Annotated in this window: 12 protein-coding genes; all 12 read right to left on the bottom strand. The window is 71.2% G+C overall.

What is annotated here, in order from left to right; genetic code table 11:
* Positions 1-197 (bottom strand): hypothetical protein (locus ACSW7Y_RS10855; protein ID WP_438126298.1); only part of this gene is annotated, 197 nt, incomplete at its 3' end.
* The gene (murC, locus tag ACSW7Y_RS10860) at positions 194-1,612 is read right to left on the bottom strand and encodes a UDP-N-acetylmuramate--L-alanine ligase (protein WP_438126299.1); all 1,419 of its coding nucleotides are present in this window, start codon (positions 1,610-1,612) and stop codon (positions 194-196) included. The genes ACSW7Y_RS10855 and murC, both read right to left, overlap by 4 nt.
* On the bottom strand, positions 1,609-2,769 hold the full coding sequence (murG, locus tag ACSW7Y_RS10865; protein WP_438126300.1) for an undecaprenyldiphospho-muramoylpentapeptide beta-N-acetylglucosaminyltransferase: 1,161 nt from the start codon (positions 2,767-2,769) through the stop codon (positions 1,609-1,611). Before murG ends, murC begins: the two co-directional genes overlap by 4 nt.
* A complete protein-coding gene (gene ftsW / locus ACSW7Y_RS10870) occupies positions 2,766-4,142 on the bottom strand; it encodes a putative lipid II flippase FtsW (RefSeq protein WP_438126301.1) in 1,377 nt (458 codons plus the stop codon). Before ftsW ends, murG begins: the two co-directional genes overlap by 4 nt.
* Positions 4,114-5,658 carry a UDP-N-acetylmuramoyl-L-alanine--D-glutamate ligase gene (murD, locus tag ACSW7Y_RS10875; protein WP_438126302.1) on the bottom strand — a complete coding sequence of 515 codons (1,545 nt, stop codon included), beginning with the start codon at positions 5,656-5,658 and terminating at the stop codon, positions 4,114-4,116. The genes ftsW and murD overlap by 29 nt, the downstream gene beginning before the upstream one ends.
* Complete coding sequence (mraY, locus tag ACSW7Y_RS10880) at positions 5,648-6,751, bottom strand: phospho-N-acetylmuramoyl-pentapeptide-transferase (RefSeq protein WP_438126303.1); 1,104 nt, start codon at positions 6,749-6,751, stop codon at positions 5,648-5,650. The genes murD and mraY overlap by 11 nt, the downstream gene beginning before the upstream one ends.
* A complete protein-coding gene (locus ACSW7Y_RS10885) occupies positions 6,748-8,298 on the bottom strand; it encodes a UDP-N-acetylmuramoyl-tripeptide--D-alanyl-D-alanine ligase (protein ID WP_438126304.1) in 1,551 nt (516 codons plus the stop codon). The genes mraY and ACSW7Y_RS10885 overlap by 4 nt, the downstream gene beginning before the upstream one ends.
* Positions 8,295-9,932 carry a Mur ligase family protein gene (locus tag ACSW7Y_RS10890; RefSeq protein WP_438126305.1) on the bottom strand — a complete coding sequence of 546 codons (1,638 nt, stop codon included), beginning with the start codon at positions 9,930-9,932 and terminating at the stop codon, positions 8,295-8,297. Before ACSW7Y_RS10890 ends, ACSW7Y_RS10885 begins: the two co-directional genes overlap by 4 nt.
* Positions 9,933-9,946: 14 nt before the next feature.
* Entirely contained in the window at positions 9,947-11,716 is a 1,770-nt protein-coding gene (locus tag ACSW7Y_RS10895; protein ID WP_438126306.1) for a peptidoglycan D,D-transpeptidase FtsI family protein, read from the bottom strand.
* A gap of 88 nt (positions 11,717-11,804) precedes the next feature.
* Positions 11,805-12,458, bottom strand: coding sequence for a hypothetical protein (locus tag ACSW7Y_RS10900; RefSeq protein ID WP_438126307.1), 654 nt, complete (start codon positions 12,456-12,458; stop codon positions 11,805-11,807).
* Position 12,459: 1 nt separating this feature from the next.
* The gene (gene rsmH / locus ACSW7Y_RS10905; protein ID WP_438126308.1) at positions 12,460-13,434 is read right to left on the bottom strand and encodes a 16S rRNA (cytosine(1402)-N(4))-methyltransferase RsmH; all 975 of its coding nucleotides are present in this window, start codon (positions 13,432-13,434) and stop codon (positions 12,460-12,462) included.
* Between the two features lie 106 nt (positions 13,435-13,540).
* Positions 13,541-13,972 carry a division/cell wall cluster transcriptional repressor MraZ gene (gene mraZ / locus ACSW7Y_RS10910; protein ID WP_022904577.1) on the bottom strand — a complete coding sequence of 144 codons (432 nt, stop codon included), beginning with the start codon at positions 13,970-13,972 and terminating at the stop codon, positions 13,541-13,543.
* Positions 13,973-14,257: the final 285 nt, after the last annotated feature.

The raw sequence follows: 14,257 nt of genomic DNA on the forward strand, positions 1-14,257 counted from the left end.
TCCTCGTCCTGCTGCCCGACCGCGTCGGGGCCAGCAGCCGCCGGGGCGGGGTCGACCCGTGCCTCCAGGCCGTCCTCGGGGGTCTGCGCGACCGGACGGCGCGGCAGACGGGGAACACGACGCTGCCGGGGCGCCGGGGCGCCCTCGTCCGGAGCGGTCGGCTCCGGACGCTCGTCGAACCCCTCGGGACGCTTCACCGGGACTGCGCTCCCTCGTGGAGCGCGCCGAGGACCTGCGGGATGATCCGGTACACGTCACCGCAGCTGAGGGTCATGATGAGGTCGCCCTCGTGCGCGACCGCGGCCGCACGGGCCGAGGCCTCGTCCCAGTCGGGCAGGAAGTCGACGCGGGACTGGTCCGCGAACCGCTCCTGCACGAGCGCGCCGGTGACTCCGGGCTCCGGGTCCTCCCGTGCACCGTAGACGTCGAGCACCACCGTGTGGTCCGCGAGCTCCTCGTAGACCTTCGCGAAGTCGCCGGCCATGAGCCGCGTGCGCGAGTAGAGGTGCGGTTGGTGGATCGCGATGATCCGCCCGTCGCCGACGACGCTGCGCGCGGCCCGGAGCGCCGCGGCGACCTCGGTCGGGTGGTGCGCGTAGTCGTCGTACACCGAGACACCACGCTCGACGCCGTGCAGCTCGAAGCGCCGCTGGGTGCCGCCGAACGCCTCGATCCCGCGGATCGCGTCGGCGGCTGCCACGCCGAGACCGGTGAGGACCGCGAACGCCCCGACGGCGTTCACGGCGTTGTGCCGACCGGGCACGCGGAGCGTCAGGTGGTGCGCCTCACCACCGGCGCGGAAGTCGACCTCGACCCCGGCGGACTCGGTGATGCGCTCGATGCGGACGTCGGCGTCGGCGGCCTCGCCGAAGGTGACGATCTCCGGGGCGTCCGGACGAGACCGGACCCCGGCCGTGACCTGCTGGGCGCCAGGGTCGTCGCTCGAGATCACGACGCGCTCGGAGGCCTTCGTGGCGAAGTCCACGAACGCCTCCGTGAAGGCCTCCTCGCTGCCGTAGTGGTCGAGGTGGTCGGCGTCGACGTTCGTGACGAGCGCCACCGCGACGTCGTAGAGCAGGAACGAGCCGTCGGACTCGTCGGCCTCGACCACGAAGAGGTCGCTCGAGCCCGGTGCCGAGCTCGTGCCGAGGGACTGGATGACACCGCCGTTGACGAAGCTCGGGTCGAGGCCGAGCTCGACGAGCGCGGTGACGACCATGCCCGTCGAGGTGGTCTTGCCGTGGGCGCCGGCGACCGCGACGAGACGCTGTCCGGCGATGAGCGCCGCGAGGGCCTGGGAGCGGTGCAGCACCGGGATGCCGCGGCGCTGCGCCTCGAGCAGCTCGGGGTTGTCCGGCCAGAGCGCGCTCGTGACGACGATCGTGTCCGCGTCGCCGACGTTCGCCGCCTCGTGGCCGATGTGCACGTCGGCGCCGAGGTCGCGCATGGTCTGCGTGGTCGCGGTCTCGCGGGAGTCGCTGCCGCTGACGCGGTGTCCGGCGGCGAGGAACATCCGGGCGATGCCGCTCATCCCCGAGCCGCCGACGCCGACGAAGTGGACGGCCCCGAGGTCGTCCGGGATCGGCTGGGTCAGGTCCGGCTTGATGGTCATGGTTCCTCCGTGGTGCTGCCGGTGGTCGACCGGCCGTCGGCGTCGCGTGCTGCGTCGCCGTGTGCGTTCCGTGCGGCGCTCGGTGCGTTCCGTGCGGCGTCGAGCACGAGGTCCGTCATGCGGTCGGCGCCGTCGCGGTGTCCGACGCTGCCCGCACGGACCGCCATGCTCGCGACGCGTGCACGGTCCTGCAGGAGCGTCAGGAGCTGGAACGTCACCCAGTCCTGGTCGAATTCCCCGTCGGCCACGAGGACCGCTCCCCCGGCGTCGACGACGTCCTTCGCGTTGTGCCGCTGCTCGCCGTTGCCGACCGGGTACGGCACGAGGACGCTCGGCAGCCCGACGGCGGTGAGCTCGCAGACCATGCCGGCGCCCGAGCGCGAGACCACGAAGTCGCTCGCGGCGTAGGCGAGGTCCATCCGGTCGCAGTACGGCAGCACGTGGTAGCCGTCGAGGTCGCTCGGCCCGATGTCCGACTTGGCACCGACGACGTGCAGCACCTGCCACCCGGCACCGACGATCGCGGCGGCGCTGCGGTTCACCGTGCGGTTGATGCTCCGGGCTCCCGAGGACCCACCGGTCACGAGCAGCACCGGACGGTCGGGGTCCAGACCGAACTCGGCGAGCCCCTCGGCCCGGGTGGCACGCCGGTCGAGCGACTCGACCTCGCGGCGGAGCGGCATGCCGACCACGCGGCCGTGCCGGAGTCGGGTGTTCGAGAACGTGACGCCGACGTGCTCCGTGAGGAACGCGGCGAGGCGGTTGGCGAGGCCCGGCTTGGCGTTCTGCTCGTGCACCACGATCGGCGTGCCGGTCCGACGGGCGGCGATGTACGCGGGCGCGGCCGCGTAGCCACCGACACCGAGCACGACGTCGATGCGGTGCTCTCGGATGATCTCCTCGGTGCGCCGGACCGCACGGGCGAAGGCGCCCGGGAAGCGGAGCGCCGCGGCGTTCGGCTTCCGCGGGAACGGCAGGCGTGGGATCGTCAGCAGGTCGTAGCCGCGCATCGGGACCAGGCGGGACTCGAGGCCCTCGGCGGTGCCGAGCACGATGACCTCGGCGTCGGGGTCGCGCTCGGTCAGCCGGTCGGCGACCGCGAGCAGGGGGTTCACGTGGCCGGCGGTCCCGCCGCCGGCGAAGAGGTAGCGGCTCACCGCTGGGCTCCGTTCGTGCGCGGACCGCGCGGGGTGGTGCTGGTGCCGGCGCTGGTGCCGCCACGGACGCTGGTGTGCAGGGCGGTACGGGCGTCGATGCCGGGGTCGTCCGAGCGCTTGCCCGGCAGCTCGCGCGCGAACGAGAGCACGACACCGATGCCGATGAGGGTCATGATGAGCGCCGACCCGCCGGCGCTGATGAGCGGCAAGGGGACGCCGAGCACCGGCAGGAGTCCGAGGACCACCGCGATGTTGACGAGCGCCTGCCCGACGATCCAGGCGAGGATGCCGCCGGTGACCGTCTTCACGAAGGGGTCGCGGCTCTGCCGGATGACCTTGATCATGCTGATCGCGAGGACCACGAAGAGTGCGAGCACGACCACCGCGCCGATGAGGCCAAGTTCCTCGCCGATGATCGCGAAGATGTAGTCGTTGTCGGCCTCGGGCAGCCACGACCACTTCGCCTTGGAGTTGCCGAGCCCGACGCCGAAGACCCCGCCGGACGCGAGCGCCCACATGCCGTGCACGGGCTGCCAGCAGAGGTCCTGGTACTGGTTCGAGTCGGTGCAGCCGGAGAGCCAGGCGTTGATGCGGTACGACCGTGACGCCGAGGTCATGGTGATGAACGGCAGCACGACGGCGATCGTGCCGACGACCACGAGCAGGTGCTTCGCCCGGGCCCCGCCGACGTAGAGCGCGCCGAGCACCAGGATGAGCATGATCATCGCCGTGCCCTGGTCGCCACCGAGGAGCACGAGGCCGAGCGGCAGCACGATGGCGATGCCGATCGGGACGAACAGCTCCTTCCAGTTGTCGAGCTTGTCCCGCTTGACGTACATGATCGCGCCGACGGCGAGGGCGAGACCGAGCTTCACGGCCTCGGAGGGCTGCGCGCTGAACGAGCCGATGCGGATCCAGTTCCGGTTGCCCTGGATGTCGACGCCCAACGGCGTGTAGACGAGCAGCTGCAGCAGGAGTGCCGCGCCGAGGATCCCCATCGCCCACCGGCGCCAGGAACGGGCGGGCACCCGGCTGGCGATGAGCATGAGCGGCACGCCGAGCACCGCGTAGAGGCCCTGACGCGAAGCAGCGCCGAAGAAGTCGTGGGTGGCCGCGTACTGCTCGACGCTGGACGACGAGAGCACCATGACGACGCCGAAGACGACGAGGAAGAGCGTGACGCCGAGGATCGTGTAGAAGGTCGCCGACTCGGCGACGAACACGTTCTTCACCGCGACGACGGCGCCCACGGGGCGACGCCGCGACGGGCCGTCGGTCCCGCGTGCCGTGCCGGCCGGGGCGCCACTGCGTGCCGTGCCCGCCGACGCGCTCGTGGTGCTCGCGCTACGGCCGTTCGCCGGAAGGTCCGCCATCGCCGTTTCCTCCCAGGTGCTCGTGGACCGCTGCCGCGAACCGACGCCCCCGGTCGGAGTACGAGTCGAACTGGTCGAACGACGCCGCCGCCGGGGCGAGGAGGACCGTGTCGCCCGGCCTCGCGACCGATGCGGCATGCCGGACCGCCTCGGGCATGACCTGATCAGTGTCCGATGCCTCGACCTGCAGGACCGGGATCGACGGCGCGTGTCGTGCGAATGCCTCGAGCACCGGCGCACGGTCGGTGCCGATGACGACGACGCCGCGCACCCCGGGGCCGAACCGCTCGACGAGCCCGTCGACGTCGACGCCCTTGAACAGGCCGCCGACGATCCACACGACGGTGTCGAACGAGGCCAGCGACGCGGTCGCCGCGTGCGGGTTCGTCGCCTTCGAGTCGTCGACCCAGGTGATGCCGTCGGCGGAGGCGACGAGCTCGGTGCGGTGGTGATCGGCCCGGAAGCCACGGACCGCCTGCTGGATCGCGGCGGGCTGCACGGTGGCGGCACGGGCGAGCGCTGCGGCGGCGAGGACGTTCATCGTCATGTGCGGGCTCGCGAGCCCGGCTTCCTCGAGGTCTGCGAAGGTCGCGAGTTCGAGGGCGCTCGACCGGCGGTCCTCCCCGAAGGCGCGGTCGCAGAGGACGTCGTCGACGATGCCGACGTCACCGACCGCGGGGACACCCGGCGTGAAGCCGACGGCTCGGCACCCCTCCACGACGTCGGCGCCCTCCACCATGGTCCGGGTGACCGCGTCGGTCGTGTTGTAGACGCACGCCATCACCGTGCGCTCGTAGACCTTCGCCTTCGCCGCTCGGTAGGCCTCGGCCGAACCGTGCCACTCGAGGTGGTCGTCGGCGATGTTCAGGCAGGCGCTCGCGAGCGGCACGACCGCGTCGTCGCCGTCCTCGGCCATGTAGTGCAGCTGGTGGCTCGAGAGCTCGACCACGAGGACGTCGAAGCCGTCCGGGTCGCGGACGACGTCGAGCACGGGCACGCCGATGTTGCCGCACGACACCGCGCGGAGGCCGGCGGCCTCGAACATCGCGGTCGTCAGCTGGGTGGTGGTGGTCTTGCCGTTCGTGCCGGTGATCGTCACCCAGGGTGCGGCGACCGGCCCCCGGACGACCTTGTCGCGCACGCGCCAGGCGAGCTCGATGTCGCCCCAGACCGTGCTGTGCTCGACCGACCACCGGACCGAGGCGTTGTGCGGCGGCAGGCCGGGCGACACCACGACGACGTCCGGTGCCTGCTCGGCCAGCGCGTCGGGGACGGCGTCGAGCGGGGTGCGCACGAACCGCGCCCCGATCACGTCGAGCAGCTCGACGGTGTCCGCGGGCCCGTCCGGGGCGTACACCGTGACCTCGCTGCCGAGTTCGACGAGGGTGTCCGCGACCGAGAAGCCGGTCGACCCCAGGCCGAGCACGGCGACACGGAGGCCCTTCCAGCCCTCCGCGTACCAGCTGTCGAGCCCGGTCAGCCGATCGGGCGTGGGGGTCGTCGCGTCAGCCGACACGGGTGATCCACTCCAGGTAGAACAGGCCGACGCCACCGACGACGCACAGCCCGGCGATGATCCAGAAGCGCACGACGACCGTCACCTCGGCCCAGCCCTTGAGCTCGAAGTGGTGGTGCAGCGGGCTCATCCGGAAGATGCGCTTGCCGTGCGTGATCTTGAAGTACGCCCGCTGCAGGATCACCGAACCGGTGACGATGAAGAACAGGCCGCCGATGAGGACGAGCAGGAGCTCGGTGCGGCTGAGGACCGCGAGGCCCGCGAGGGCGCCGCCGAGCCCGAGTGAGCCGGTGTCGCCGAGGAAGATCTGCGCCGGCGACGTGTTGTACCAGAGGAAGCCGATGAGCCCGCCGACGACGGCCGCGGCGACCACCGCGAGGTCGAGCGGGTTCGACACGGTGTAGCACGCGTGGGCGGTCGTCTCGTCGAGGCGCGGGCTGCCGCACTGCTGGTTCGACTGCCAGAACCCGATGATCACGTACGAGCCGATCGCGAGGATGCTCGACCCGGTCGCGAGCCCGTCGAGGCCGTCCGCGACGTTCACGCCGTTCGACGTCGACACCGTGAGCAGCACGATCCACGCCAGGAACAGGATCGTCCCGATGACCGTGCCGAGGGCCATGAGGTCGAGCCACGGGATGTCCCGGATCGCGGAGATCATCGTCGACGCCGGGGGCTTGCCGTTGGCGGACGGCACGACGAGCGCCACGGTGGCGAAGATGACGCCGACGATGACCTGGCCGAGCACCTTGGCCCAGCCGCCGAGCCCGAGGCTCCGCTGTCGCCGCACCTTGAGGAAGTCGTCGACGAAGCCGACGAAGCCGAGGCCGACCATGAGGAACAGCACGAGCAGGCCGGACAGGGTGACCGAGTCACGACCGACGAGGTGTCCGACGAAGTAGCCCAGCACCGAGCCGATGATGAGCACGATGCCGCCCATCGTCGCGGTCCCACGCTTGGTGTGGTGCGACTGCGGGCCGTCGTCGCGGATGAACTGTCCCCACCCGAGACGGTGGAACAGCTTGATGAAGAGCGGCGTCAGCAGCAGCGTGAACACCAGCGACACGGCGCCGGCGACCAGGAGCGCGATCATTCGGTGACTCCTCCGAGTCGGTCTCCGAGGAAGCGCAGTCCGGCGGAGTTCGAGGACTTGACGAGGACCACGTCGCCGGGGCGGAGCATGGCCTCGAGGGTGCGGACGGCCTCGTCGACGTCCTCGGTGAACACTGACTCGCCGTCCCACGATCCCTCGAGGGTGGCAGCCTGGTGGATCGGCATGGCGCCGCGGCCGACGACCACGAGCTGCCCGATGCCGAGCCGGACCACGAGCCGGCCGAGCCGGTCGTGCTCCTCGGTCGCGAACTCGCCGAGCTCGCTCATCTCGCCGAGCACGGCGACCGCGCGCTCCCCCGGCCGCACGATCTGCGCCAGGGTCCGCAGCGCCGCTGCGGTCGAGTCCGGCGACGCGTTGTACGCGTCGTTGATGACGGTCACACCCTCCGGACCGCCCGGGAGGATCTCCATGCGCCAGCGCTCGGCTCGCGTCATCGACGCGAGCGCCTCGGCGCCGGTGGCGAGGGGGACGCCCCACAGGTTCGCCACCGTGAGCGCCGCGCTGGCGTTCATCGCGTGGTGTTCCCCGATGATCGCGAGGCGGACGTCGGTGGTCTCGGCGGGGCGATCCGTGCCTCTCCCCACCGGCACGGCCGGCTCGCCGCCGGCGCGTCGATCCGGAACCGGCGGCGTGGGCCCAGGCTGGTCGCCGCTGGGTCCGGTCAGGGTGAAGCGCGTCCCGGTCCGGTCCGTCTCGATCCCCGCGATGCGGTAGTCGGCGTCGGCAGACGTGCCGAAGCCGACGACGCGGGCGCGCGTCAGGTCGCGCATCGCGGCGACGCGGTCGTCGTCGACGTTGAGGAGGGCCGTGGCGCTCTCCGGCAGGTCGGTGACCATCTCGGACTTGGCCTTCTGGGTGGCCTCGATCCCGCCGAACTCGCCGGCGTGCGCGAGGCCCACCTTGAGGACGACGCCGACGTCGGGTTCCGCGATGGAGACGAGCTTGGCGATGTGTCCCTTGCCGCTCGCGCCCATCTCGACCACGAGGAACCGCGTGTCGTGGGTGGTGCGCAGCATCGAGATCGGGGCACCGACGTGGTTGTTGAAGGAGCCCTTCGGCGCGATCGTCTCACCCTGCGTCGACAGGATCGTGGCGAGCATGTTCTTCGTGCTCGTCTTGCCGTTCGACCCGGTGATGCCGACGACGCGCAGCGGGGCCGGACGGCCCTCGGCGTCGACGCGGTCGGCACTCGACGCGCGGACCCGGGCGACGACCTCGTGCGCGAGCGCGGCGAGGGCGGCGTACCCGTCGGCGACGACGATCTGCGGCGCGGTCGTGTCGACGCGCTCGGGCGTGATGACCAGGGCGGCGCCGGCCTCGGTGGCGGCGGGCACGAAGCGGCGGCCGTCGGTGACCTCACCGGGGAGGGCGAAGAAGACGCTGCCGGGGGTGACGAGGCGGGAGTCCGTCTCGACGGAGCCGTCGACGACCAGGTCCGCCTGGTCGGCGACGTCAGTTGCCTGGGCACCACCGATCAGCTCGCCGTCGACCGCGGCGGCGATCTCGGCGAGGGTCATGGCGATCATCGCGTCTCCTCCTGCGGGCCGCTGTTCGGTTCCCAGCCGGCTTCACGCAGGGCCTGGCGGGCCTCGTCACGGGCCGAGTAGGGCGTGCGGACACCCTGGATGTCGCGGTAGTCCTGGTGGCCCGGGCCGGCCCAGAGGATCGAGTCGCCTTCGCCGAGCAGGCTCACTGCCTTGCGGATCGCGGCCTCGGGCGGGCTGACCTCGTAGAGCTCGTGGTCCGGGTAGGCCTCGCGAGCGGCGTCGACCAGGGTCTTCCGGATCGACGCGGCGTCCTCGAAGCGCGGGTGGTGGTCGGTGATCACGAGCACGTCGCTGCCGGCGGCGGCGACCCGCGCCATGTCGGCACGCTTCGTCGTGTCGCGGTCGCCGTCCGCACCGAAGAGCATGAGGACCCGGCCGGGCGTGAACTGGCGGACGGCGGCGAGGGTGTTCTCGAACGCGTCGGGGCTGTGCCCGAAGTCGACGTAGACGCTCGGGCCGTGTGCACCCGAGACGCGCTCCGTGCGGCCGGGCAGGTAGCACTCGATGGCGCTGGTCGACTCGCCACGCGCTTCGCGCTCGTCCTCGTCGGGGTACCGGCGGTGGTTCGTCTCGAGCGCCTGCGCGATCGCGCCGAGCTCGAACCCGCCCTCGACGAGCATCACGATCGCGAGCGCGGCGTTGGCGGCCATGTGCCACCCGATGAGCGGCACACGGGTGGTCAGCTCGCGGCCCTCGGGCCCGGTGAGGCGGAACTCGGTGTAGGCGGCGTGCGCCTCGACGATGTCGACGTGCCACTCGGCCTCGACCTCGGGGTGCACCGTGATGGTCGTCACCGGGATGCGGGAGTCCTGCACCACGCGGTGCCCCCAGTCGGTGTCGAGCGAGACGACCCCGCGACGGGCGTGCTCGGGCTGGAAGAGCGGCAGCTTGGCCTGGTAGTACTCCTCCATGTCGGCGTAGTCGTCGAGGTGGTCGTGCGACAGGTTCGTGAAGCCGGCAACGTCGAACACGATCCCGTCGACACGGTGGCGGCTGAGCGCCTGCGCGCTGACCTCGACGGCCACGGCACGGACCTCGGCCTCGCGCATGCGGGCGAGGAGCGCGTGCATCTCGCTCGCCTCCGGCGTGGTCAGGCGGCTCGTCACGCTGAGCGTGCCGATGTGCCGTTCGGCCGTGGAGCTCAGGCCGGCGACGAGGCCGAGCTGCTTGAGGATGCCCTCGAGGATGTAGGAGGTGCTCGTCTTGCCGTTCGTCCCCGTGGTGGCGAAGAGCTGCGGGAGGTCCGTCGCCTCGTCGGGGTGTGTCCGGTACACCCACGCGGAGACGTCGCCGAGGGCCGCGCGCGGGTCGTCGACCACGAGCACGGGCAGGCCCGACGGTTCCGCGAGTGCGACACCGTCGGCGTCGGTCAGGACCGCGACGGCACCGCGCTCGGCGGCCTCGCTCGCGAACTGGGCGCCGTGGCGGTTCGCGCCGTGCACACCGACGAACAGGTCACCGGGCTGCACCTCGGCAGCGCTCAGGGTGACACCCGTGGTCTCGACGCCGTCGAGCGAGCCGACGATGCGCAGCCCGAAGCCGTTCGCCAATTCGGCGACCGATCGGGGGGTGGGGTGTTCGGGTCGGAGGACCGGGGGGATCCGTGCGGACAAGTGCTCCTTCTTCCTCACCACGTGGACGGGTACAGCTTCGCCTCGGACGCGGAGGGGGTTACTCGGTACTTCTCGAGCACCTGGGACATGAGGGTTCGGAACGCCGGAGCCGCACCGGACGAGAACTTGCTCGTCTGCGGCTTCGTGAACGTCACCGTGACAACATACTGGGGGTCTTCCGCAGGTGCCATTCCGGCCACGGAGATGATGCGCTGGGCGCCGTAGCCCTTCGAGCCCTCGGCCACCTCGGCGGTACCGGTCTTCGCGGCGACGTTGTAGCCCGAGATCGGCTGCATGCCCACGAGCGTGCCGCCGTTGACGACGCTCTGCAGCATCTTGACCGTCTGCTGGGCCGCGCTGGCGGACACCACGCGCTCCGGCTGCACGTCGGGCGCGTCGATGGTCTTGCCGTCGGCCGTCGCACAGCCCTTCACGAAGTGCAGCGGGATCCGGACACCCTGGTTCGCGAGCGTCTGGTAGATGCTGGCGACCTGGAGCGCCGTCGTCGAGATGCCCTGCCCGAACATCGAGTTGATGCCCGTCTGGCTGCTCCAGTCGGGGCTGGCGCCGTACTCCATCGCCGGCTGGCCGGGGTAGTCGATGGCGCTCTCCGGCTCGAACAGACCGAACTTCTTCATGTACTCGTAGCGCTGCTGCTGGGTCAGGCGTTCACCGAGCTCCGTGATGCCGACGTTCGACGAGTCCTGCAGGATCCCGGTGAGCGTCAACCGCTCGGTCTCGTGGTACTCGGCGTCGTGGATCGACCCACCCCACGGGAACGTCCGGGAGTACGGGACGGTGGTGCCGTCGGTCGGGCTCGACTTGCCCTCGTTGATCAGGGCGGCGGCGATGGCGGCCTTGATCGTCGACCCGGGCTCGTACGTGTCGGTGATCGCGCGCGACCCGTAGGCGCCCTTGTCCGTCGTCGCGTCCACGTCGTTGGGGTCCACGGTCGGCCAGTCCGCGACCGCGAGGACCTCACCGGTCTTCGCGTTCGTGACCGTCGCCGTCGCGGACTGTGCCTGCAGCTGCTTGCCGGCCGAGGCGATCGTCTGGTTCGCCATGTACTGGAGGTCGCTGTCGATCGTCGTCTCGAGCGTGCCGCCGTCCTTGGCCTGCTTGGTCGTCACGGTCGATCCCGGGAGCTGCACGCCGTCCGCACCGCGCTCGTAGGTCTGCGAGCCGTTCACGCCCGCGAGGCACTTGTCGTACGCCAACTCGAGGCCGGCCTGTGCACCGTCGGTGCCGAGGAAGCCGGTGATGTTCCCGGTGGTCGCTCCGGTCGGGTACACCCGGGCGGCCTGCGGTTCGGCGTAGACCCACGGGATCTGCAGGGCGGTCACGGCCTCGTAGTGCTTCACGTCGAGACCCTTGACGAGGTAGGCGAAGTCCGACTTCGGGTCGGCCGCGATGTTCTCGCGCATGGTCTTCAGGTCACCCCCGGAGGCCTTCACGAGGGCGTCCAGCGCGGTGTCGACACTGACGTCCTTCACCCGCGTGCCGCCGAGCTTGCCCGTGAACTTCGACACCAGGCGGGGCGCCGTCGTGATGTTGTACCGGGTGACGCTGTCGGCGAGTTCGACGCCGTTGCGGTCGACGATCGACCCGCGGTTGCCGTAGACCGTGACCGGGATGCTGCGCTTCGCCTCAGACGCCTGGTCGAGGTCGGCGGCCTGGACCACCTGGATGTCGACGAGCCGGATGACGAACACCGCCACGAGGGCGATCACGGCGATCATCACCACGCTGTAGCGCAGTCGTCGGTTGCGGATCGTCTTGGTCACGCGGCGCGGTCCTTCCCGATGGTGGCGGTCCCGGTGCTGCCGGTCCCGGTCGTGGCGGTCCCGGTGGTGGCGGGCACCAGCGCCACGGTCACCGGGTGGTGGGAGCCTGGAGCTGGTTCGGGTCGGACTCTACGGACGACTTCGGTGATGCCCCGTCCGACGCGCTGGCGCCGCCGGTCTTCTCAGCGTCGGCCGTGTCCGTCGTGTTCTTCGTCGCGTTGCCCTCTTCGGCCGCGGCCTTCTCCGTCCCCCTGCCCTTGGTGACGAGCGGGACGTCCTGCAGCAGCGAGTTCGGCACGAGGTTCTCGGTCGCCGCCGTCGCCTCGTCCGCCTTCGCCGGGGTCGGCGTGCCGTACACGCGTCCGGTCTTCGGGTCGAGGTACACCGGCGTCGAGTTCGCGATCATGCCGAGGCCCTGCGCGTTGCGGGCGAGGTTCTGCGGCGAGTCGAGCACGCGCAGCTCCTCGGAGAGCGACTGCTGCGTCCGCGTGAGCTTGGTCTGCTCGGCGTCGAGCGAGTTGAGCGTGTACGCCCCCTGGCTGAGCACCATGCTGATCCCGAGCTGCGCCAGGAGCAGGATGCCGAGCGCCGAGACGGCCACGATCGCGTAGGCGATCCGCGGGCGTGCACGACGCTGCGCCCGGCTCGGGGCGACCTCGACGAGCTCGGGCCGGTCCTGTCGCGGGGGTCGGGGCGCGCGGGACGGGACGACGGGGTCGACGAGTGCGAGGTTCGTGCTCATGTCACTTCCGGATCCGTTCGGCCGCGCGCAGGCGCACGGGGATGGCTCGGGGGTTGGCGGCGCGTTCGGCCTCGTCGGCCAGTTCGGCGCCCTTGACGACCAGCTGGAATGTGGGGCGGTGCTCGGGTAGCTCGACCGGCAGGCCGGCGGGGGCGCTCGACGTGGTCCGCGCGGCGAGCTCGCGCTTCACCATGCGGTCCTCGAGCGACTGGTACGACTCGACGACGATCCGGCCACCGACCGCGATGACGTCGAGCGCGGCCGGGATCGCCCGCTCGAGCACGCTGAGCTCGGCGTTCACCTCGATGCGCAGCGCCTGGAACACACGCTTGGCGGGGTGCCCCTGGCGTTGGATCGCCACCGGCGTCGCGTCGTGGAGCACCTGCACGAGGTCGCCAGACATCGTGAACGGCTTCGTGGCACGACGCTCGACGATGGCCCGTGCGTAGCGGCCGGCGAGCTTCTCCTCGCCGTAGCGCTGGAAGATCCGACGGAGCTCGCCCTCGTCGTAGGTCGCGAGGACGTCGGCAGCGGTCTGCCCCTCGGTGCGGTCCATGCGCATGTCGAGCGGTGCGTCCTGGCTGTACGCGAACCCGCGCTCGGCCCGGTCGAGCTGGAGCGAGCTGACGCCGAGGTCGAACAGCACGCCGTCGACCTCGTCGAAGCCCTCGCCCTCGATCGCCTCGGCGATGCCGTCGTAGACCGTGTGCACGAGGCGGACGCGGTCACCGAAGCGGGCGAGCCGCTCCCCCGCGATGCCGAGCGCGTCGGTGTCGCGGTCGAGGCCGATGAGCGTGAGCTCCGGGAAGCGCTCGAGCAACCCCTCGGAGTGGCCGCCCATGCCGAGGGTCGCGTCGACCACGACCTTGCCGGGGCCCTCGAGCGTCGGCGTGAACAGCTCGACGATGCGCTCGAGCATCACCGGCGTGTGCGGGAAGCGTTCCCGCTGCTGGTTCGGTTCGTTGTCGTCGGCCATGTCAGCCCCTGTGCCTTCCGGGCCGCGGGTCCGGATCCCCATCCATGCGACCTGACGTCGGGGAAGTGACGTCAGGGCACCACGGCTGGGAGTCCCGATCCGCGGATCAGAAGATCCCCGGGATCACCTCCTCGTCGTTGTCGGCGAAGCCCTCTTCGACCTCGGCGTAGTAGGCCTCCCACGCGGGGGTCGACCAGATCTCGGCACGGTCACCGGAGCCGATGACCGTCAGGTCCCGCTCGAGCCCCGCGTAGTCGCGGAGGTTCTGCGGGATCGTGACGCGGTTCTGCTTGTCGGGCTGCTCTGCGCTCGCTCCGGAGAGGAACAGGCGCATGTAGTCCCGGGTGCGCTTCGACGTCATCGGAGCGGTGCGGATGCGCTCGTGGAGTTCCTCGAACGTGTCCGCGCTGAAGACGACGACGCAGCGCTCCTGCCCGCGGGTCATCACGAGCCCCCCGGACAGCTCGTCCCGGAACTTGGCGGGGAGGATCACGCGACCCTTCTCGTCGAGCTTCGGGGCGTAGGTACCGAGCAGCACGTCGGGCCTCCCCTCCGCTCCACCGGACCGTTGCGAGCCCCACTTTACTCCACTCCCCTCCCCGCGGTGGGGAATTCATCCCCGAAATCGCCCCTGTGCCCCCAACTGGGGCGGTCGGCTCGGGCCGCGGCGGCAGTTCCGGCGCAGCACTGGGCCGGAAAACCGGGGATGTGGAGCGCAGTGGAGGGCGTGGAGGAAAGTGGAGGACTTTTGGAGCCGAGTGGCGGCCTGGAGGCGCGGCGTACCCCCCGCCACGCCGCTCACGTCCACCGGGCGGCGCCCCCG

Source organism: Curtobacterium flaccumfaciens, assembly GCF_051548005.1.
In the GTDB taxonomy this organism is placed as follows: Bacteria; Actinomycetota; Actinomycetes; order Actinomycetales; family Microbacteriaceae; genus Curtobacterium.

Bases quoted from the DNA above. Each gene is read 5' to 3' on its own strand.
- murC (WP_438126299.1), bottom strand. From the start codon at position 1,612: ATGACCATCAAGCCGGACCTGACCCAGCCGATCCCGGACGACCTCGGG.
- ftsW (WP_438126301.1), bottom strand. From the start codon at position 4,142: ATGGCGGACCTTCCGGCGAACGGCCGTAGCGCGAGCACCACGAGCGCG.
- mraY (WP_438126303.1), bottom strand. From the start codon at position 6,751: ATGATCGCGCTCCTGGTCGCCGGCGCCGTGTCGCTGGTGTTCACGCTG.
- ACSW7Y_RS10885 (WP_438126304.1), bottom strand. From the start codon at position 8,298: ATGATCGCCATGACCCTCGCCGAGATCGCCGCCGCGGTCGACGGCGAG.
- ACSW7Y_RS10900 (WP_438126307.1), bottom strand. From the start codon at position 12,458: ATGAGCACGAACCTCGCACTCGTCGACCCCGTCGTCCCGTCCCGCGCG.
- rsmH (WP_438126308.1), bottom strand. From the start codon at position 13,434: ATGGCCGACGACAACGAACCGAACCAGCAGCGGGAACGCTTCCCGCAC.